The sequence below is a fragment of the Guptibacillus spartinae genome (assembly GCF_028610625.1).
In the GTDB taxonomy this organism is placed as follows: domain Bacteria; phylum Bacillota; class Bacilli; order Bacillales; family Guptibacillaceae; genus Guptibacillus; species Guptibacillus spartinae.
The window spans coordinates 151,203-170,574 of record NZ_JAQQWU010000007.1; the positions used below are offsets into that span (position 1 = coordinate 151,203).

At 38.9% G+C, this 19,372-nt stretch carries 21 protein-coding genes; 7 read left to right on the forward strand and 14 right to left on the reverse strand.

Going from position 1 to position 19,372, the window contains the following annotated elements; translation table 11 throughout:
- Window positions 1-7: 7 nt before the first annotated feature.
- On the reverse strand, window positions 8-907 hold the full coding sequence (locus PQ511_RS13895) for a hypothetical protein (RefSeq protein WP_273852511.1): 900 nt from the start codon (window positions 905-907) through the stop codon (window positions 8-10).
- 196 nt (window positions 908-1,103) lie between these two features.
- On the opposite strand from PQ511_RS13895, the gene serC reads away from it, so the two are divergent.
- A complete protein-coding gene (serC, locus tag PQ511_RS13900) occupies window positions 1,104-2,192 on the forward strand; it encodes a 3-phosphoserine/phosphohydroxythreonine transaminase (RefSeq protein WP_273852512.1) in 1,089 nt (362 codons plus the stop codon).
- Between the two features lie 129 nt (window positions 2,193-2,321).
- Window positions 2,322-2,840, forward strand: a complete 519-nt coding sequence (locus PQ511_RS13905) for a tryptophan transporter (RefSeq protein ID WP_273852513.1) — start codon at window positions 2,322-2,324, stop codon at window positions 2,838-2,840.
- A 35-nt stretch (window positions 2,841-2,875) separates the two neighbouring features.
- On the opposite strand, the gene PQ511_RS13910 is transcribed toward PQ511_RS13905, so the two are convergent.
- Window positions 2,876-3,274, reverse strand: coding sequence for a YkvA family protein (locus tag PQ511_RS13910; protein ID WP_273852514.1), 399 nt, complete (start codon window positions 3,272-3,274; stop codon window positions 2,876-2,878).
- A gap of 123 nt (window positions 3,275-3,397) precedes the next feature.
- Window positions 3,398-3,595, reverse strand: coding sequence for a hypothetical protein (locus PQ511_RS13915; protein ID WP_273852515.1), 198 nt, complete (start codon window positions 3,593-3,595; stop codon window positions 3,398-3,400).
- A 168-nt stretch (window positions 3,596-3,763) separates the two neighbouring features.
- Between PQ511_RS13915 and PQ511_RS13920 the strand changes: the two genes are divergently transcribed.
- Both PQ511_RS13920 and PQ511_RS13925 read left to right on the forward strand, forming a co-directional pair.
- A complete protein-coding gene (locus tag PQ511_RS13920) occupies window positions 3,764-4,132 on the forward strand; it encodes a YtxH domain-containing protein (protein ID WP_273852516.1) in 369 nt (122 codons plus the stop codon).
- Window positions 4,133-4,203: 71 nt separating this feature from the next.
- Window positions 4,204-4,776, forward strand: coding sequence for an HTH-type transcriptional regulator Hpr (locus PQ511_RS13925; RefSeq protein WP_273852517.1), 573 nt, complete (start codon window positions 4,204-4,206; stop codon window positions 4,774-4,776).
- Here PQ511_RS13925 and PQ511_RS13930 read toward each other — a convergent pair.
- Complete coding sequence (locus PQ511_RS13930; RefSeq protein WP_273852519.1) at window positions 4,773-5,114, reverse strand: DUF1878 family protein; 342 nt, start codon at window positions 5,112-5,114, stop codon at window positions 4,773-4,775. The genes PQ511_RS13925 and PQ511_RS13930 overlap by 4 nt on opposite strands.
- Window positions 5,115-5,351: 237 nt before the next feature.
- Between PQ511_RS13930 and PQ511_RS13935 the strand changes: the two genes are divergently transcribed.
- Complete coding sequence (locus PQ511_RS13935) at window positions 5,352-5,897, forward strand: DUF3267 domain-containing protein (RefSeq protein WP_273852520.1); 546 nt, start codon at window positions 5,352-5,354, stop codon at window positions 5,895-5,897.
- A gap of 140 nt (window positions 5,898-6,037) precedes the next feature.
- On the opposite strand, the gene PQ511_RS13940 is transcribed toward PQ511_RS13935, so the two are convergent.
- The gene (locus tag PQ511_RS13940) at window positions 6,038-6,634 is read right to left on the reverse strand and encodes a YpmS family protein (protein ID WP_273852522.1); all 597 of its coding nucleotides are present in this window, start codon (window positions 6,632-6,634) and stop codon (window positions 6,038-6,040) included.
- Between the two features lie 117 nt (window positions 6,635-6,751).
- Here PQ511_RS13940 and PQ511_RS13945 point away from each other — a divergent pair, with 117 nt between their 5' ends.
- A complete protein-coding gene (locus PQ511_RS13945; protein WP_211201486.1) occupies window positions 6,752-6,940 on the forward strand; it encodes a hypothetical protein in 189 nt (62 codons plus the stop codon).
- A 256-nt stretch (window positions 6,941-7,196) separates the two neighbouring features.
- Complete coding sequence (locus PQ511_RS13950; protein ID WP_273852523.1) at window positions 7,197-8,111, forward strand: peptidylprolyl isomerase; 915 nt, start codon at window positions 7,197-7,199, stop codon at window positions 8,109-8,111.
- 46 nt (window positions 8,112-8,157) lie between these two features.
- Here PQ511_RS13950 and PQ511_RS13955 read toward each other — a convergent pair whose 3' ends face one another.
- From PQ511_RS13955 to PQ511_RS13995, 9 genes are all read right to left on the reverse strand, one after another.
- A complete protein-coding gene (locus tag PQ511_RS13955; protein WP_337957772.1) occupies window positions 8,158-8,433 on the reverse strand; it encodes a sporulation YhaL family protein in 276 nt (91 codons plus the stop codon).
- Between the two features lie 82 nt (window positions 8,434-8,515).
- Window positions 8,516-9,790, reverse strand: coding sequence for an MDR family MFS transporter (locus PQ511_RS13960; protein ID WP_273852524.1), 1,275 nt, complete (start codon window positions 9,788-9,790; stop codon window positions 8,516-8,518).
- A gap of 78 nt (window positions 9,791-9,868) precedes the next feature.
- Window positions 9,869-10,840 carry a 3'-5' exoribonuclease YhaM gene (gene yhaM / locus PQ511_RS13965; protein ID WP_273852525.1) on the reverse strand — a complete coding sequence of 324 codons (972 nt, stop codon included), beginning with the start codon at window positions 10,838-10,840 and terminating at the stop codon, window positions 9,869-9,871.
- Window positions 10,841-10,904: 64 nt separating this feature from the next.
- The gene (locus PQ511_RS13970) at window positions 10,905-12,260 is read right to left on the reverse strand and encodes a sensor histidine kinase (protein ID WP_273852526.1); all 1,356 of its coding nucleotides are present in this window, start codon (window positions 12,258-12,260) and stop codon (window positions 10,905-10,907) included.
- On the reverse strand, window positions 12,257-12,913 hold the full coding sequence (locus tag PQ511_RS13975) for a response regulator transcription factor (RefSeq protein ID WP_273852578.1): 657 nt from the start codon (window positions 12,911-12,913) through the stop codon (window positions 12,257-12,259). Before PQ511_RS13975 ends, PQ511_RS13970 begins: the two co-directional genes overlap by 4 nt.
- A gap of 13 nt (window positions 12,914-12,926) precedes the next feature.
- The gene (locus PQ511_RS13980; RefSeq protein ID WP_273852527.1) at window positions 12,927-15,713 is read right to left on the reverse strand and encodes an AAA family ATPase; all 2,787 of its coding nucleotides are present in this window, start codon (window positions 15,711-15,713) and stop codon (window positions 12,927-12,929) included.
- Entirely contained in the window at window positions 15,710-16,954 is a 1,245-nt protein-coding gene (locus PQ511_RS13985; protein WP_273852528.1) for a metallophosphoesterase family protein, read from the reverse strand. Before PQ511_RS13985 ends, PQ511_RS13980 begins: the two co-directional genes overlap by 4 nt.
- Window positions 16,955-17,145: 191 nt before the next feature.
- Window positions 17,146-18,399, reverse strand: coding sequence for an ABC transporter permease (locus PQ511_RS13990; RefSeq protein WP_273852529.1), 1,254 nt, complete (start codon window positions 18,397-18,399; stop codon window positions 17,146-17,148).
- The gene (locus PQ511_RS13995) at window positions 18,392-19,288 is read right to left on the reverse strand and encodes an ABC transporter ATP-binding protein (RefSeq protein ID WP_273852530.1); all 897 of its coding nucleotides are present in this window, start codon (window positions 19,286-19,288) and stop codon (window positions 18,392-18,394) included. The genes PQ511_RS13990 and PQ511_RS13995 overlap by 8 nt, the downstream gene beginning before the upstream one ends.
- Window positions 19,289-19,372 lie beyond the last annotated feature (84 nt).

The window sequence follows — 19,372 nt, forward strand, 5'->3', positions numbered from 1 at the left end:
GAGACCTCTATGGTCTCTTTTTTAGTTGGGAACGGGTCATCTCATTCAATGTATAAAAACCATTTGGTATACCCCAATCAGGATGTTCAAAGGTATGATTCATTCCATTCAACATTGTAGATAATTTAGTGCGCAAATCAGGGTTCCACCTTATTTCATGGATAAACTCTTCACGATGTCCTCCGTAACCTAGCATTGCTTTCAATTCATTTAATAAATCAGCTTGCCACATCGAAGGCAATTCAGATTCACCGGGAATATCTTTAAATCGAACGTAAGAGCCTTCCCTCAAAAAAGCATGGGGGTAATAGTAGGCATACACGCGCTCAAAGTGTTCACCTGTTTTAAGCGTCAACTTTCCATGAAGATGTTCTCGCAACACATAGCCGCCCTCTGTCCGGTTTAAAAGCTCAAGCTGTTCACGATCAACAAACGTTACCCATACTTCAGTAGTGGCTCCAGGAACAGGTGCAATAACGGCTGGAAGCGCTCCGTAGGGGGCAAGAAAAGAGCCAGCTACTACGTCAGTATCTTTTAATTCTGCTCGATAATATAGAATAAAATCACTTAAATCAGGATTCAGACTAAATTTATACCGAAGTTGAGCAAGACAAACATTTGAACCATATGCTAAGAGCGGTATTCGCTCTTCGATTGGAGATAAGCCTTCGGATAATAGTAATTCTTCTACCGTAAATTGTTCTGAACTCGAAAACGCAAGAGATCCTGAAACGTCTTCCCCTCTTGCATAATGAACAATTTGCTTCTCAACCGGTACATGCTCTCTTTCATCAATGCGATGCGCCTTTCCATTATGGTATAGAAAGGAGGAAGCTGGTCGTGGTCCTGGATAAATATCTGGATGATCATATGGTCCAATATGAGTTGGTTTATTTTCGCGATACATTGTATAACACCACTTTCTTAACATTCACTTCTATATAGAATAGCAAAATGAGAACAGAGAGCAAATGCTTCTGCTCGATCGAACGAAATATTCGAAAAGATTAGAAAAAAACATAGCAACCTAGAATCCTTTAATGATAGGATGAGTACAAGTTTAATTGAAGCATCGCATTACATTGCTAAAGGAGTGTCGATTCGTGGAGCGTCGTTATAATTTTAATGCTGGTCCGTCTGCCCTACCGCAAGATGTGCTTAGCCATGCCCAGACTGAGCTTCTTAATTTTCAACAGCAGGGCATGTCGATTATGGAGTTTAGTCATCGAAGCAAAGAGTATCAGAAGATTCATGATGGAGCCAATCACCTTCTAAGAGAACTGCTTCAAATTCCAGACGATTATGAAGTTCTTTTTCTACAAGGTGGCGCTAGTCTACAGTTTTCCATGATTCCTATGAATTTTCTTCACGAAGGGTCCCAAGGGAACTACTTTCTCACGGGGAGCTGGTCTCAAAAGGCCTTAACAGAAGCCCAAAAAATCGGAGAAACGTACATTGGGGGCAGTAGTAAAGAGGCTGATTTCAAACGTATACCTGATTTAAACGCACTAAAATATGGTGAAAAAGATGCCTATGTCCACCTGACATCAAATAATACAATTCACGGTACACAGTGGAAGAACTTCCCTCAGCATAAAGCGTCCACTTTTATTGCGGATATGTCGAGTGATATCTTGAGTCGATCTCTTCCGATTGATCAATTCGGACTTATTTATGCTGGTGCCCAGAAAAACCTTGGACCAGCTGGAGTTACAGTTGTCATTTTGAAAAAAGATTTACTGTGTGAAATTCCTGATAATCTCCCTACTATGTTAGACTATCGGACTCACGTTGATAAAAAGTCTCTTTATAACACCCCGCCATCTTTCGCGATCTATATGCTCTCTCTTGTCTTAGAATGGACGAAGGATAAAGGTGGTTTAGATGAAATAGAGAAAATGAACGCAGAGAAAACAAAATTACTTTATACCACCATTGATGGTAGCAAAGGATTCTACAGCGGAACAGCCGAGGCAGAAAGTCGTTCCTCTATGAATGTAACCTTTACTCTACCTAGTAAAGAGCTTGAAGAGCTGTTTCTTAAAGAAGCTGAAGAGGAAGGATTTGTTGGCCTGAAGGGCCATCGTTCTGTGGGCGGATGTCGTGCTTCCATTTATAACGCCGTTCCGATGGACTCTGTACGCGCTCTATGTGATTTTATGCATACGTTTCATCACAAACACAATATTTAACACTTTTCAATAGGACCTTCGTTTGTTATGATATACAAAATTAGTTCTTTCGCAGCAGGCACATAGCGCACTGCTGGAGAGAGCACCATCAAAAGATGGAGAATGAGATGAGAAGAGGAGAGATTTTTTATGAAAACGAAAAATTTAGTACTAATGGCTTTACTGCTTGGGATCGGAACAATTCTGCACGCGATTATTCCTGGTTTAATTTCAGGAATGAAAAACGATATGCTTCTAACGATGATGTTTCTAGGAATCTTACTATTCCCCGAGCGTAAAAGCGTTCTAGTACTTGGTCTTGCAACTGGCGTAATATCTGCTGCAACTACTACCTTTCCTGGTGGACAGCTTGCAAACATGATTGATAAGCCCGTTACAGCGTTTGCCTTCTTCGGACTTTATCTTCTAATACAGCGTTTTGGACAGTCACTCATCACTGTTGGGATCCTAACCGCGATTGGAACAATGATTAGCGGTGCTATTTTCCTTGGAGCTGCACTTGTTTTCACAGGACTGCCTGGTGGCGCTGCATTTACAGGATTATTTTTAACTGTCGTTCTACCAACTGCTGCAGTAAATACCATTGCAATGGTACTAATCTTTCCAGTCGTTCAATCGATTCTTAAACGCACTAGTTTTGCTTTTTAAATGCAACAAAAATCCGGCCAAATTGGCCGGATTTTTTATATTTTTACACCCGTTTCCCACTCACGAAACTTTTCTAATTCATTCTTTAATTGCCCTGCTACAAACCCAATCACAGCCACATCGTCTAGTAAACCGATACCAGCTAATAAATCTGGCACTGCATCAATCGGACTCACGAAATAAAGAAGGGCTCCTACAATCAGGATGACAGATTTTTTGGAGATATCGCGATAGCGACCTTTTCGAACTTCTTGAACAAGCCGCGAAAAGGTTTTTACATCAACCCACATATCATCCATTCCTTTACGACCTTTATAAAGAGCTCCCTTTTTTAACGATTCAACTGAAATCTCCTGCATTTGGTCTTTATCTTTCATCACGGATACAGCTTTCTTAGTCATTCGTTTAAAAACACTTTTTACCATTCGATTCATAGTGTCACGCTCCTTTGTTACCCTTCTCTCTATAAGATACCTCAAATGAGCGTGTTTCTAACCATGAAAGTGAATTTTTTATGTTTGCGACTTGAAACACATGGGGAAAATATGAAAGCGTCGCTAGAAAACAAGCATCGCCATCGAAATGCCAAGTACTAGAAAAACAAGGGCGCAAGTTCCAAACAAATAAGCACTTTTTTGTTTGCGAATCATTTGGTCATTGTGAAAAGAATATTTTCTAATAAGTAATAAGCGACTAACCATAGCGGTTAATAATAAACTACCAGCTGCTATAAGGAAAAAAATAAATCCAGCCATACCCGTCCCCTCCCATTACCTTAGCTTATAGTTTAAGATATATGTACAAAAAACTGTTTTCATAACCTGATAGAATAATGAACAAATGAAGCAGGATTTTTGTTGGAGACGGCGAACTTATGTGTTTAAGTGCCCATATAAGGATTAGGATCGGAAAGGATGAGCATCATGGGGAAAACGAAAACGTTACTAACAGGCTTTATATTTGGAGGAGTGGTTTCCGCTGCTTCTGTCTTATTAACAACGCCTAAATCAGGAAAAGAACTAATCGCTGAAACGAAGGTTAAACGCGATGACATAAAGGAAGGACTTTTAAAGCTTAAAAGCGATTTGAATGAACTCACTGCTCAAGTGAAGCAGCTGTCTTCTGAAGGCAAAGAAGTGATTCAAGAAGTAGCTGCAGATCTGAAGCGTTCGATTACTTCCTATCAAGAAGATATTCAACCTAATTTAACAAGATTGAAAGAAGATGTAGAAGAAATGCAGAAAACGATTGAAACAGTTAAAGATGAAGTAAACAGTCCGGCTTCGAAATAGCCGGTTTTTTTACAGACGATCAACAATATTCTAATATAGCTTGAATAAGTGAGATGAAAAGGAGGGCCTTTATGAAGGAAGAACAGGAAATATCGATTCAAGAAGCGATGATTTTCAGTCATCGTATTGGCCAATTGAGTAAAGCACTCTGGAAATCCGTTGAACGTGACTGGCAAGAATGGTTAAAGCCCTTTGACCTCAACATTAATGAACATCATATCCTCTCCATTGCTTATCATCTTGACGGGTCTTCTATCTCTGATATTGCCAAATTTGGCGTGATGCACGTTTCCACCGCTTTTAATTTCTCTAAAAAACTGGAATCTAGAGCACTTCTTACATTTTCAAAAAAAGAGAATGATAAACGCAATACATATGTACAGCTTACTGAAAAAGGTGAGAAGTTGTTGCAGGAAACGTGGAAACATTATTCACCAAATCGTGATAGTGTCTTAAAAGCTTCCATGCCAATTCGAGACCTTTATGGGAAATTCCCAGAATTCACAGAAATGATGTGTGTGATTAAAGGACTTTATGGAGAAGATTTTATGGAAATCTTCCAAAAGTCATTTACCAAGCTTGAGAGTGAATTCTCAAAAGAATTCACAAACCAGGATGATGAAGAACAGTTAAACTCGTATTAACGGTAAGGGGAAACTTTTAGGAGCGTCTCCATAAGTTCTCTGTACGTCTCCTCCTGAGCAAGCAGGGCTTTAATGGTTGTCAATGGATCTAATTTAATCGTTAACATTCCTACGAAATGCGTGAGCAACGTAGAACGGTTTAAGAGACCTTCTTCGATTTGTTCATGCATTTTTTGATTTACTTCTACACATAATTGAAACACTTCTGTCACCTCAGCCTCGGTTAACCCTCTGTCAATCACAAGGCGATAAAATGGGTAATCCCCTTCCTCCTCCATTTTAGCAAGTAAGCGCATATGAAACTCAATTCGATCTAATCTTTTGTGGATAGCTTCCATGTTAACTTAACTCCTTACGTTGCGATCAATTGTACTTATAGTTTACCGGAACAGGATATAAATTGAAATGTATTTTCCAGACTAATCCAGCGCGAAAAAGCGCTGATTTTGTCTAAAAGATTTCGACTTATTTCTTTACAAAAAAACGTGTTGATTTCTTACGAGAATCGCTGTACAGTATACGAGTATTCACTATAACATGAACCCACATGAAAGTTACGGAAGCAGGTGATTCTTATGAATTGTTGGAAATCGATTTACCTAAATCGTGAATTCGGAACACATCGATTAACGATCTTTTCGATGCTGTTAACACTACTCTATTTTATTGCATTTTATCTCGTGTTCAGTATGTTATACCCGACAACAAAACATGCGATTGTACCGATACTACCGTTTCTCGGTTCCCTGGCTGTCCTTTTTCCGATTCATAAGCTCATTCACTGGCTTCCTTTAACATTAGCCGGATTAAAAGCGACAATGAAATTAGAAAAAGGATTTGTCCTAGTACCGATGATGCGCTGTGAAACGTGCAGTCCTATTTCGCGAAATCTATTTTTAATTGCAGCTCTTGCGCCAGCCATTACGATTACAAGTGCTGCCATTATTGCATCAGTTTACATGCCAACTTATGTTTCATTTTTCTCTATTCTGGCTGCCATAAATCTCGGTTTTAGCTTTAGCGACTTTCTCTACGCCTCTCAAGTGCTTCGCGCACCAAAGAATGCTTATGTAGAAGATCGCAGCGAAGGTTTTCACATCCTAATTAAACGAGCATCTTAAGCTACTTCGAATAAAATTATGAAGAAATACTAAAAGAACAGAGCGCTAAAACTCAGCGCTCTGTTCTTTTACTTTTGCCTGGCAGTCAGCAGTATTGAATTCTCATTAGACTTCCTTCATAATAATGTTAGGACAACGTGCTAATTAATAGGATAGTAGGCATCAAAGATAATTTCATCATTAGGAAGATCAAATGATTTCGCTTTAAGCTTCATATCATTTTTTAATTCTAATTCGCTTACAGCCATATAGATTGTCCCTTCATCTGAATCAATTGTAATTTCAGGCGGCAACGATGCCTGCTTTTTTATAAAGGAAAGAACTTTATCACTTGGGAGTTCCAGTAAACCAATTTGAAAAGATTTTTCTTTTAATAAAAGATCACCATTTGGCTGTACCTGAGGCTCGAATTTAAGAAAGAAGTCAACTTTCCGATCAAAAATCGTCACGTACCCTTGAAAAGTTGCAAGCTCATCAAGATTAACGCTATATCCGATGTTCTTTTGTTTCTCACTATACTTTTCAAGTTCTTGATTAATGATCTCATTCAATTCATCTTTTTTCATCTGAATCGAAAATGTCGTTTCAAAAGGTTCTTTTGTATTTTTATCATTTGAGAGTTTGGCAATCTCACTTTCAGGAAAATAGTATTGATAGAATCCTACTACTCCTGCAAAAATGAGGATGACAGCAGCTAAGAGAATGAGAAAGGCTGCCTTCCATCGGTTTTTAAACATTGTAACAGCTCCTTATGGGACGAATATTTTCCATGATACTACGGATTCAAAGATAAGTTAAAGAAAATCGTTATATATTTCTTCGAATTAACGAAATGGACTCTGGGAGGTTCTTACATGACCATTATTGGAATATTCTTCATTTTATTTGCAACATTTATTCTAGTGACATTTAACTCTATGACGAATGCTCTATGCTTGAAGAAAAACATTCCTGAAGAAAAACAGCCAAACGTTTTTAGAACAATTAATGTTCTGATCACGATTCTGCTTATTTCTTCTTATGTAGAAGTTTTATTCACGTAGACCCAATAAGCACCCATTCATGCTCGAAAAAGATGAGGCAATCAGCCTCATCTTTTTTTATTGCCTTTACAATTACCATTCTAAAAGAAAAGATGACCCTAATTGAATTATATCAACTTCACATAAAACCTGCCTGTTTTGTGTAATTTTTCTCATATTTCCAATTCAATTTAACTTCACATATCTTTCTATGCTATAGTATTAACTGTATCACAATATTGTTAAATTTAACTAACCCTTTAGGAGTGTATACTTGATGAAAAAAATGTTCATTATGCTTTCTGCTTTAATCGCTTTACTTGCGATCTCTGCTTGTAGCAACGATTCAGGAGATAATTCAGAAGCAGTTGTTGAAACAAGTGCTGGAAATGTAACACAGGAAGAATTTTATCAAGCACTAAAAGATCAAGCAGGTGAATCTGTACTAAGCGATCTTGTCCAAACAAAAATTCTAGAAGATAAATATGATGTTTCTGATAAAGAAGTTGAGAAAGAACTTGATAAAATCAAAGAAAATTTTGAAACAGATGAGCAGCTTGAACAAGCCCTTCAATCAAATGGATACAAAGACATTGAACAATTTAAAGTGGATGTTAGAAAGCAGCTACTTGCTCAAAAAGCAGCTACAGATGGTGTAGAAGTAACTGATGAAAAACTTAAGAAGTTCTATGAAGATAACAAGGATCTTTTCACAGAACTTGAAGCAAGTCATATTCTAGTTGACGATGAAGAAACAGCGAAAGAAGTTCAAAAGAAATTGGAAGACGGCGGAGACTTTGCTAAACTTGCAAAAGAGTATTCAAAAGATGGATCAGCTGAAAATGGTGGCGATCTAGGTGTCTTCAAAAAAGGGGACATGGTTGCGGAATTCGAAGAAGCTGCTTTTGCTTTGAAAGAAGGCGAAGTAAGTGATATCGTTCAATCACAATTTGGCTATCACATTATTAAGCTTAAGAAAAAGACGGTTATGTCATTCGAAGATGCAAAAGATCAAGTAGAAGAACAGTACATGCTTCAAAACGCAAAAGACGTTCCTACCGTTATTGATGAGCTGATCAAAGAGTCTGATATTAAAGTAAAAGACGATCAGTTTAAAGATCTCTTCAAAAAAGAAGAGTCAAAAGATAACGCTGAAACTGATAAATCTGATGAGTCAAAATCAGAAGAATAACAGTTAAAGGACGAGAGGGCTGAGCCCTCTCGTCCTTTTATTATTTCTATTCCGGTAACCTTTGTTTTCTTCGCTCACGCTCTTCTTCCATTCTCTCCACATATACCTTGCCTTCTTCTTCAATATGAACCTGATCAATCTTCCTCTCTTCAGCTGTTAGTTGCATTGTCTTATAACCACTATAGACAATACCGGCTAGTACAAAGTAGATCCACCAGGGAAATTGAGAAAATACGCCTGATAACGTGGCCGATATTTCTGTCAGCTGAAATAAACTAAGAACGAATAGAAAACCTAGAAGAATAAGTACACCTTTCCTCATCCCAAGCACTTCCTTTCTTTCGTACAAGCTCATTCAATTACTACAATTTATGTGGATGGGAGAGGAATTATGCCAGTAACCGTTAGGAACGATTGAATGCCAATTTGTCACTCATACTAAACATCACATAATAAAGGAAACCGGCACTCACTGCTAGAAAACTGATCACATAAAACGTCCACTGAAACCCTAGTATAGCTGTAAGCGGTATTGCAGCTGGTGCAAGCGTTCTACCAATTGTAAAGCGCAGACTTGCCGCTGCAAAATACTGTCCACGCATATGCTCAGGTGCCAGACGTGATACAAATCCTTCTTGAATCCCTACGACCATTAGCTCTCCCATCGTAAAAACAAACATAGCGATGACAAGAAGCCAGACAGAAGTAACATTTCCGAATAAGATCATACTTACCGCATAAATCAGGCAAGAGATGATAAATACATTTCGTTCTCTAAACTGATTCATCTTACTCGTCATATAAACAGTGAGTAACGCTACCAGTAGACCATTCTCTGATATGAGCCAGCTGAAGATCCGATTTCCATCCGCTATGACAGAAGTGCCTAGAAAATTCAAAACTGCTTGCTCTGGCACTTTTTCACTTAAATAAACAGCAATTAATAAATCGAGTTGCATAAATGTTTGGGCAACAAGAACACCAGCTAAAATAAACAATAGAAATATTTTGTCTTTTGCAATCACACGATAGTCTTGAAGCTGGGTCCAAATAAACTTCGTCCATTTAGTAGAAGAATCAGTAACAAGACTTTTGTTTCTCTTCTCAGGAGCAGTTTCACGAATAAAAATGGCAATTAACACAGCCAGAGAAAAGCTGACGAGAGCAGCAATTAATAGTAAACTAAATCGATGCTGAAAGAAGAATAGGCCACCTAAAATGGGTCCGACAACCACTGAAATATTGAGCGCCGTATAAAAAACAGCAAATACGGTATTCCGATCCTTTTCTTCCACAACATCGGCGACCATAGCATGGCTCGCCGGCCAATACAAGGAGCCGAATATGCCAAGAATCGAAAAACTGATAAACGTTAACATCGGCGAATCGAACCAGGGGGAATTTGCAAATGCGAAAACAATAAACGTTAGCCCCTGCCCCACAGCAGAAAGAAACATCATTTGTTTTCTTCCATATTGATCAGCACAATATCCACCAACTAAATTAGCAATAACTGCAACAACTTGAGATAACACTAGTAAAAGGCCCGCCATTCCTTTTCCGAAAGAATCGGAAAAATAAATCGCCATGAAAGGGAAAAACATCCAGAATAGAATGTTCATCATACCTTCCCCAAATAGTCTAATTTTTAAATTTCGATCCCACTCTCTTATTCTCATATCCATCCTCCGCCGTTTCTTTCATCTCCAAAAAAAGAGAAACCGCTCAATGAACGATTCCCCTTCCATTATCTTGCTTTATTTTTTTGCGCTTTCGCTCAAAGGAGTCATCTTAGGTTTATAAAAGGAACGATTATCGAGCGCAAAGACGCGATCTGTAAATTCACCAGGTTCTACTTTATCTAGTGCTCGATCAAGCATATTCATTTTCGCATCAATGTTATCAATCATATGCAAAATCTCTGCTTCACGAATCATAGGAGGCTTTGGACTCCCCCATTCTGCTTTGCCGTGGTGACTCAAAATAAGATGTTGAAGAAGCATGACTTCTTCTCCTTCAATCTCTAATTCTTTTGCTGCCTGTCCGATTTCATTTACCATGATTGAGATATGACCAAGAAGTTTTCCTTCATTCGTATAGCTTGCTGCAATCGATCCAGACAGCTCTACGACTTTTCCTAAGTCATGTAGGATGATCCCCCCATATAGCAGGTCTGTATCCAGTGATGGGTACAACTGAGTTAGTGACTTGGCAATATCAAGCATAGAGACAACATGATAAGATAATCCTGACACAAACTCATGATGGTTTTTTGTTGCAGCAGGGAACATAAGAAAATCATTTTGATGTTTTTTCACAAGATGACGGGTAATACGTTGAATATTTGGATTGCGCATTTCAAACACATATTGCGTGATTTTCTCCATAATTTCATTGACTTCAAGTGGCGCGGATTCCACGAAATCACTTACTCTCACCTGATCCATATCTGTTGCAAGGCGAATGGCTTTAATTCTTAGTTGATTACGTCCACGATAGCTTGTGACATCACCTTTCACCTTAATAATTTGCTGAGCATCAAAACTCTCTTCATCGTCAGGAGAAGCATCCCAGAGCTTCGCTTCAATATCCCCTGACTTATCCTGCAGGATCAGTGTAAGGAATGGCTTTCCGTTACTTGCCACACCTTTCACTGATGATTTAATTAATAGATAGTGATCAACTTGATCACCCACTCGGTAATGTCCGATTCCCTTGAATTCCTTCATCTTTCCACCTCCGGGTCAACATATATTTATCTAGTATAGCATAGCGTCTTATTGAGATCGTTCACTACGATTTTTTAGGCATCGTGATCGAAAAAACAACACCTTCATCCAAGTTCGTTACTTCTGCTCTCCCCTTATGACGCTCTGCAATTTTTTTAACAATCGCAAGTCCTATGCCAAATTGGCCTTTATCCCCTTTTTGAAAAGGTTCAAACAATCGCTCCTTTTCTACTTTCTCAAACGATATTTGATCCCCATCATTAAAAACTTCTAACGTTATCTCTTCTTCAGTCTCACGAGCTTTTAAGTGGATTTCACTTTTCGCATACCGTAATGCATTCTGAACAAGGTTGTCCATCGCTGTTAACATTTGTTCATGGATCGCAGTGAGTTCAATCTGTTCACCAGAAATAGAGAAAGTAACATCTTCTCTCTGGTACATGAACCGTTCACGGAGCTCTTCTGCAAGAATCCCAAAGCGAAATGTTTCCCAGTTCCCTTCAGGTTCGTCGATTGAATCGAGCTTAATATACGTCAGCATTCCTTTTACGCGCTGTTCCATCCGGTCAGATTCATTTAATATGATGGTCATCGTATTATCAAGTGAATCAGGCATCACACCATCTTTAATGGATTGCGCATAACTTTTAATGATCATAATCGGTGTTTTCAACTCGTGTGAAGCATGTTGAATAAACGTTTTTTGAGCCTTGTCATATCTCATTAGGTTTTGTCTCATTGACTCAAATTGATTAGAAAGCTTCTGAAACTCCTCATCCCCTTCCCACTTGAACGGTTCCTTCCAATTTCGATTAGCAATTTGCTCAAACCGCTCTCCAAGAACGGTTAACGGTCTTCGCAAATATTGCGCAATCCATGCTGCCGGAAAGAGGCTAAGAAACAAAGCAAAGAGTAAGATGATGATGAGTCTCCACCAGAGACGGTCGATCATTTGATTGCGATACGTATCCCACATATAAGAAATAAAATACGCCTCTTGACCATTCACATCAACTTTGGATATCACATAAAAAAGTGATGCCTGGTTGTTATAGGTAAGTTCATAACGTCCTTTATCTTTCTTTTGATCTAGTGCATTCTTGCGCATTTCAATAATCACTTCATCAGGAATCGGATCACCTTGTAACGGTCCACTATAAAGTCTTGTAATCAAGGTGTGTCCGACAGATCGTTCCGCGTCCCTACGTTCGATAAAATCTTGATCCGTTTGAGGCGGAAGCGGTCCATCTTGATCCGGAAACGTGTATCGTTGCTGTTCACTTTCAATAATCTGATACGTTTCTTCTGTTAATGTGCCTTTTATAGAAAGAGGATAAATCACTGCAATTACGACACCTACGAGCAAGACAAGGATCATAAATGATAGCCAAATCCGCTTCGTTAAATTCAGGCGGATCATGTGATTAACCGGTAACCAAGTCCGTATGACGTCTCAAGATTCATGCGAGGCATTTTCTTCCGTACGCGTCTAATTACATCATCAACAGCCCGATCTGAACCAACGTAATCATCACCCCATACATGAACAAGAATTTGCTCTCTCGATAAAGTCTGATTGACATGATCCGCTAAGTAAAGAATTAAATCCATTTCTTTCGTCGTCAATTCAACCGGTTCTCCTCGATCAAGTACTTTTCTCGACACAGGGTCAATTTCATAATCGACGATTTCAAATCGTTTTTGGGATGATTGCTGATACACTCTCTGTAATAATTTCTTCGCACGAATGATGAGCTCCCTTGGCATGAACGGTTTCGCAATATAATCATCACTTCCCAATTCGAGTCCAACAATGCGGTCGAGATCTTCATCTCTAGCAGATATGAAAATAACCGGCACATCATCTTCTGCCTTAATCTTTTTTAACAATTCATATCCGTCAATTCCAGGCAGCATAATATCCAATATCCATAAGTGGCAGCTTTCATGAATGCTATCAAGAGCTTCTTCCCCACTCATAAAGGTCTTAACCTGAAACCCTTCCTTTTCCATATACGTCTTTAAAATTTGCACCAGATTCTCTTCATCTTCAACTAAATGTATTTTATACATTTCTTCCACAAGATCACCTCATTAAATGGTCTCTTTTATTTGGTATAACGGATGAACGTTCAAGTACATGAAGGTTCTCATCTAATCCTACCGTGGTAGCGCTGTGGCATGTTAATAAAATCACTTGATGTTCTTTAGAAAACTTTTTAATAAAGGTTTTCGCAAGATTCGTCCGTTTTTCATCAAAATTCACAAAAATATCATCAAGAAAAATAGGCAATTCGACTGTTGAAATGGAAGCAAGCGCAAGTCTAATACATAAATACAACTGTTCAGTTGTTCCCCTGCTTAACTCTGAGGGTTTAAATGCTCTTCCACTATGATGAATGACTCGGAAGGGTTCACCTTCTGAAGGGGGATAAACGGCTACGTAACGTCCATCCGTAATTGTGTTAAAGTATGCTTCTGCTTTTTTCATAACAGCTGGAAGCCGCTCTTCTTGATATCTTGCTTTCGCTTTTGTTAGAAGGTCAGCTGCAATTCTCATCACAGACCATCTTCTTGCAATGGTATTCAATTCATCCTCAGTTTGCTGACGTTGCAATAGAAGCTCATCATACGTGCCATCTTCGATTAAAAGACGAATTTTTTCTTGTTCACTTGCTATCTGCTTATAAAGGGACTGTTGATTCTCCCTAACCGACGCTTCTTTTTGTTCTACTTGTTGACGTTGATGGTCGATTTCTTCAATTGATGCAAACCTGACAGACGCATCTTCGCCAAGTTGAGCAGAAATGGTAGCTAGTTGTCGTTTCAGCTCTTTCGCTTCTTGATTAGCTTTTCCTTTTATTCGAAACGCCTCTTCACTCGCTGTATCTGCGAACTGCATTAGCGCATTCATTTCCCCTTTACAGCTCTTTAATTTTGCGTTAACCTCACCAATCTGCTCTTCAAGAGACTTCAGTCTATTTTTCGCTAATTCCACTTCTTTCAAACTCTCTCTTTGCTCTTCTGCTTTTTGTAGTATAAGTTGGAGCGCCTTATCAGGGGTTTGATAGGCTAAATTCACTTTTTCACACAGATGCTTTATTCGTTCTTCGACCACTGTTAATCTAGCTTCAAGCTCTTCTACTTGCTTCTGCTTTTGATTTCGTTCTGTTTGCAATCTTTTAATTGAAACCACTCGATCAAATGCCTCTAGTAAGGATGAAGGTTGCAAATCGTCCGGAAACCGATGTTGAGTGCGCCATTCCGCAAGATCTTTATCAAGCTGGTATCTTTCTGCTTCCCAAAGATCCATTTTTTCAGCAGCTTTCAAGTAAGTGCGATTCAAACGATCTACTTGATCTTTTAATTGTTCAGCTTGTCGAGCCAACTCTCTCTCACGAAGTCGTGTCTCATCGTGTAAACCGTTCTTAGAACCTTTCGTTGTATAGTTCATCAGGAACGCTCCGCCTATGACAATAGCAGCCGCTAAAAAGCCCAGCACCCAATTCTCAACTAAACCGATTACAATCAGAAGAATGATTGCAAGTGCCACCATCCCAAATGGTCGCTTTTGGGTTGAAGAGAATTCTCTCTCTCCTTTTTCGCGAACCTTTTCAGAAGCCATACGATCTTTTATTCGTTTATACTCATTTTCCTCTTTCTCAAGCTCATCTTTAGCAGTAAGAAATCCTTCATTTACGTATTGGTACTTCTGATCGGATTGCTGATAGGCTTCTTTAAGTTGTTTTAAACTTTGACGTCCAGAAAAAGGCGTCTTTACCCTATCAACCATTTCTTCATTTTGCCCCAATTCCTGCAATTCTCTTTCAAGGGTGGTTTCAACGGAATAAATTTCTTGCTTTAGCTGCCTTTGTTCTTCTGTTCTTGCTCGGTATAGAATCATTTCTTCGTTTATAAACGAAGCTTCTTGCAGGAATTCTCTCCAATTAGGCAGAAGATGAGCAGGATGCAGCCCTTCTTTTGACAGCTGCATTCTTTTATTTAAACTTTCTAACTCTCCGGATAGAAGAACAGCCTGCTCCTTCCATTTATCCATTCTTACAAGTCCTTCCTCCGGAAAAGGACTAGAATCAGGCAATCTGTGCAACTCTTGATGGATCTGTTGTTTTTCTTTAAGGAGGGGGAAGATCTGTTTCTCATAATCAAGCATGCGCTGCTCGGATTGAAGCGATTGTAATTCCTCTGCCTTTTCTTCTCCTTCTCTGTCTAACTCTTCTACCTTTTTAATCAGCTGGTTGTAGCCCTCGTTTTTCTTTTCCCAATCGCTTGTCCTTTTCTTTAAAGACTCATAGATTTCTAGCTTTTCATTCAATGGTGGCTTTCTCCCACCAGGCTTAAAGATTTCCCCCTGCCATTTATCTAAATTCTTTTCAATTGCTAGTAATGAAGCCCCGCCACTCATACCGGCTTCATATAATATTTGATTCCAGCTGTCTTCATCGTACGTTTGATATTCATTTAACGTCGTTAAATCGCAAAAGAAGATTTGTCTGAAGCTTGTTCGATTCATTCCCTTCAGCAAATCCTTTAAGTCGTCACGATCTCCTAATGTGCCATTTGAATAGTAGATCACCACCTTTTCAGAGGTGAGATCTTTCGTTCGTTCAATTCGAAGTGACTCCTCATCAACTTCAACAGAAAGTACACCCCCAAAACGCGGAAGGTAATTCCTATTATAGTTGTTATCTTGACGTGCTTTAAATCCAAATAACACATATTCAATAAAGGCAATTAGCGTTGATTTTCCCGCTTCGTTTTCACCGAAAACCAGGTGCAAATCATCTGAGATATTTTCTATTTGCTCATTTTCAAACTTGCCGAACCCATAAATTTCGACTCCATTCAGTTTCATGACCCTCCGCCCCCTTTTGATTCAATGAGGTAGGTGAGCAGTAGCTCTTCTGCTTCTTTGATTAACTGCCCTTCATCTTCAATTGGATGAAGCGCCTTTCTCGCTCGCCTGTGTTCATAAAGAGGAGCAAGAGCTTCTTTTAAATTGTTTTGTTTATAGTCATCTGAAATCAAGAGAATATCTTGTAAAAAACCACTTTGCTGTTTTAAACTTTCGCGGTTCCATGAAGGCAAAGAATGCAAAGATAATTTGTATGGCCATACGAATCCGTTTTCTTCCATATCTCGATGTAGCTGTAGCGTCTGAAGTAGATCTTCTAATTGATTTCCATACAGCAAATCTGTATGTATTGTACTCCTTCCTACAAATTCGATATTAATTAAATGGCCGCCAGAAGAAAAGCTTTCCTGATTCAAAACGTCTTCACAAGCATTTAATAGATGCTGAATGGATTCACATTGGCCAATATCGACACTTAGTCTATGCCATGTGACATCAGACGTTTGATGAAATTCTATTAATGGACCTGCTTCACTTAACTTAACAAAGTAACATCCCTTTTCACCCCGCTCTTTGGAATGAGCCCCCTGAATGTTCCCAGGATACACAATGGGAGGGTTATCTTGTAACTCTGCCCGTTGATGGATATGCCCAAGGGCCCAATAATCAAAATTTTTCTCGATTAATTCACTTAATGTAAACGGGGCATAAGCAGAATGATCTGTCTGGCCTTCTAAATTTCCGTGAAGCATTCCAATTTGAAAACTTCTTTCATCTGCCCTCTGATAATCATTTACCCTCTTTTCGTTTACATGACGAGTTGGATAACTAAATCCATGAATCCAGGCTAATACTTCACCTTCTCGCTTGTATGGAATGGCTTCGACCTTTTCTTGAAAAAAATAGCTTGATTTCGGCCATGTTAGAGTAGCCCACTCTCCGTCTAGTGCATCGTGATTACCATGGGAAAGATAGCTATGAATGCCTGCTTTATCTAACCTCTTTAATTCTTGTAACAGAACCACTTGGGTCTTTATGCTTCGATAGCTACTATCAAACAAATCTCCTGCGAATAGGACAAAATCGACTTGTTTCTGAATAGCCAGATCAACGATCGCACGTAAGGAGCGATAGGCGCTTTCTCGCACAAAATCAAGAATGGAAGTTGGTAATTGATTAGCACCTGTGAATGGTCGATCTAAGTGTAAATCGGCACAGTGCAGAAAGGTTACTTCTTTCATCACTCATCTCCCTTTCGAATGCTCTCTATCATTCATTTTACCATATTCAATCGAGCGCACGTTCGTACGTTTACACATTTTCTACTGCAATCAACAATGGGTCTAACCGAGTCAATTCAATAAAGGGAAGAATGCTAAAACGACCCGGGGGAACCATCCCCCCAGGTCGTTTAGCATCTTTCTTTTTTTAACTATTGTTCACGTTTCGACAATTTCAATGCTTTTCCAATATCCTTTAATGAAGATGATTTCCCATACATGAGAACACCACCTCGATAGACTTTCGCACCCATGATGCCAAATAAGACAATTGCTCCCACCAGTAGCGCAAGGCTAAGTGCTACTTCCCAGAATGGAATCGAGAGCATACCTACGCGTAAAAACATCACAACCGGTGAGAAAAACGGAATATAAGATGAAATTGTGACGAATGTAGCAGATGGTGTACTTAGACCAAACATCGCGATAAAGAAGGCGACAATGATTAGAAGTTGCACTGGCATAATCATCTGCTGCACTTCTTCAGCCCTGCTTACAAGTGATCCAACCATGGCAAGGATCGTTGCATACAGCAAATACCCGAGCATAAAGAAAACAATGGCATAAACAATGAGCGAAGCTGAAATGTTACTAAAATCAAGAAATGAAAGAAAGCCTGTTTCGGTGAGGCTATCCTCCTGCATCTGCATAAACAAATAACCACTCGCAATAATAATCGCGTATTGGGTTAAACCAAGCAAAGCAATTCCAAGAATCTTACCAAACATTTGCTTAACAGGAGAAACGCTTGAAATTAATATTTCCATCACTCGTGATGATTTTTCTGTCGCTACTTCCACTGCTACCATATTTCCATAAAAAATGACTGAAAAGTAGATGACGAATAAGAGAACATAGACAAACACGCGCGCTTGATTTAATTCGTCCTCTGTCTTTGCACCTTTTTCTAAAGCCACTTTCTCAAATTGTACAGGCTGATCGATTTGGTTAAGCTGCTCTTGTGTCACACCAGCTTTTTCAGCAGCAAAGGTACTTTTCATTTGCTGAAGTGCGGCTTCAAGTACTTGAGGGGTTACTTGTTCTGCCACCGTCTCTGCTTTATAAACCCCTGAAGGTTCCTCCGCTTCATTTTCTTCAAGAACCAAATAGCTGTCGAACTCTCCCTCTTCAATCGCTTTCTCCGCTTCTTCTTCCGTTCCATCAAATTTCTCTAAAACAATATCAGCGTTCATCATGTTGATCTGCTTCTCAAGTGGTGAATAATACGATCCTGTATCAATCACTCCTACTCGATCAGCCTCACTTGAATCAAAGGTATTGATAATGGTTGAGATGTTTGTAATTAAGAAGATCATCAATAATGTTATAACCGTTGTAATAATAAACGCTTTGGATTTTAAGCGATTTAAATAGGTCTGAGAAAGAACGATGAAAAACTTATTCATACGCTGCACCCACCTTCTCAATGAAAATATCATTTAAAGATGGCTCTTCTAATTCAAACTTTCTCACGAACCCTTTACTTGCTAACTCTCCTAAAATTGTCTGAGAAGCTTGTTCATTCTCAATTTGAACGACACTATGATTCATACCTTGTTTCAAACGAAGAACCCCCTCCACATTTTTTAAAAAGGAGAGATCAAAATCTGCATCAATTCGAATGTTTTTTTTCCCATATGAACGCTTAATTTCTTTCAAATTTCCTGAAACGACTGCTTTTCCTTTATGTAAAATACAGAGATGCTCACAAAGTTCTTCCACATGTTCCATTCGATGACTGGAGAATAAAATTGTTGTTCCAGCTTTTTTTAAATCAAGTACAGCCTCTTTTAGCACTTCAACATTTACAGGATCTAGTCCACTAAATGGCTCATCTAGAATAAGCAACTCTGGTTTATGGATGACGCTAGCAATGAATTGAATTTTTTGCTGATTTCCTTTCGATAGTTCTTCTACTTTCTTGTCGAGGTATTCTGGTACTTTAAACCGATCCAGCCAGCTTGTGATCTCTTTTTCGACCTCAGATTTCTTCATCCCCCGTAATTTCCCAAGGTAAATTAATTGCTCTTTTACTTTCATCTTTGGATAAAGGCCGCGTTCTTCAGGTAAGTAACCAATTAAATGACTAGAATCGTAGGAGATTCGTTCACCCTTCCAGCTAATTGTTCCTTTCGTTTGATCAATCAGTCTCAATAGCATCCGAAATGTCGTCGTTTTACCAGCTCCATTCCCACCTAGCAAACCAAAGATCTCATTTTCAGGAATGGAAAGATTCAGTTCCTCAACTGCGGTAAAGGCACCAAACTGTTTCGAAACATGTTGAAATTCGAGCATAGCTTCCCCCTTTTAACTATTCATTACCTTTAAACACCATGATAAGTATAACGTTTTATTTTCTTAAAAGATTCGTTTTTTTAG

Coding starts and splice junctions, on each gene's coding strand:
- PQ511_RS13920 (WP_273852516.1), top strand. CDS start 3,764: ATGGGGAAAACGAAAACGTTACTAACAGGCTTTATATTTGGAGGAGTG.
- PQ511_RS13925 (WP_273852517.1), top strand. CDS start 4,204: ATGAAGGAAGAACAGGAAATATCGATTCAAGAAGCGATGATTTTCAGT.
- PQ511_RS13955 (WP_337957772.1), bottom strand. CDS start 8,433: ATGAGGAAAGGTGTACTTATTCTTCTAGGTTTTCTATTCGTTCTTAGT.
- PQ511_RS13950 (WP_273852523.1), top strand. CDS start 7,197: ATGAAAAAAATGTTCATTATGCTTTCTGCTTTAATCGCTTTACTTGCG.
- PQ511_RS13995 (WP_273852530.1), bottom strand. CDS start 19,288: ATGCTCGAATTTCAACATGTTTCGAAACAGTTTGGTGCCTTTACCGCA.
- PQ511_RS13975 (WP_273852578.1), bottom strand. CDS start 12,913: ATGTATAAAATACATTTAGTTGAAGATGAAGAGAATCTGGTGCAAATT.
- PQ511_RS13930 (WP_273852519.1), bottom strand. CDS start 5,114: ATGGAAGCTATCCACAAAAGATTAGATCGAATTGAGTTTCATATGCGC.
- PQ511_RS13970 (WP_273852526.1), bottom strand. CDS start 12,260: ATGATCCGCCTGAATTTAACGAAGCGGATTTGGCTATCATTTATGATC.
- PQ511_RS13960 (WP_273852524.1), bottom strand. CDS start 9,790: ATGAGAATAAGAGAGTGGGATCGAAATTTAAAAATTAGACTATTTGGG.
- PQ511_RS13990 (WP_273852529.1), bottom strand. CDS start 18,399: ATGAATAAGTTTTTCATCGTTCTTTCTCAGACCTATTTAAATCGCTTA.
- PQ511_RS13915 (WP_273852515.1), bottom strand. CDS start 3,595: ATGGCTGGATTTATTTTTTTCCTTATAGCAGCTGGTAGTTTATTATTA.
- PQ511_RS13980 (WP_273852527.1), bottom strand. CDS start 15,713: ATGAAACTGAATGGAGTCGAAATTTATGGGTTCGGCAAGTTTGAAAAT.
- PQ511_RS13895 (WP_273852511.1), bottom strand. CDS start 907: ATGTATCGCGAAAATAAACCAACTCATATTGGACCATATGATCATCCA.
- yhaM (WP_273852525.1), bottom strand. CDS start 10,840: ATGAAGGAATTCAAGGGAATCGGACATTACCGAGTGGGTGATCAAGTT.
- PQ511_RS13910 (WP_273852514.1), bottom strand. CDS start 3,274: ATGAATCGAATGGTAAAAAGTGTTTTTAAACGAATGACTAAGAAAGCT.
- PQ511_RS13905 (WP_273852513.1), top strand. CDS start 2,322: ATGAAAACGAAAAATTTAGTACTAATGGCTTTACTGCTTGGGATCGGA.
- PQ511_RS13935 (WP_273852520.1), top strand. CDS start 5,352: ATGAATTGTTGGAAATCGATTTACCTAAATCGTGAATTCGGAACACAT.
- PQ511_RS13985 (WP_273852528.1), bottom strand. CDS start 16,954: ATGAAAGAAGTAACCTTTCTGCACTGTGCCGATTTACACTTAGATCGA.
- PQ511_RS13945 (WP_211201486.1), top strand. CDS start 6,752: ATGACCATTATTGGAATATTCTTCATTTTATTTGCAACATTTATTCTA.
- PQ511_RS13940 (WP_273852522.1), bottom strand. CDS start 6,634: ATGTTTAAAAACCGATGGAAGGCAGCCTTTCTCATTCTCTTAGCTGCT.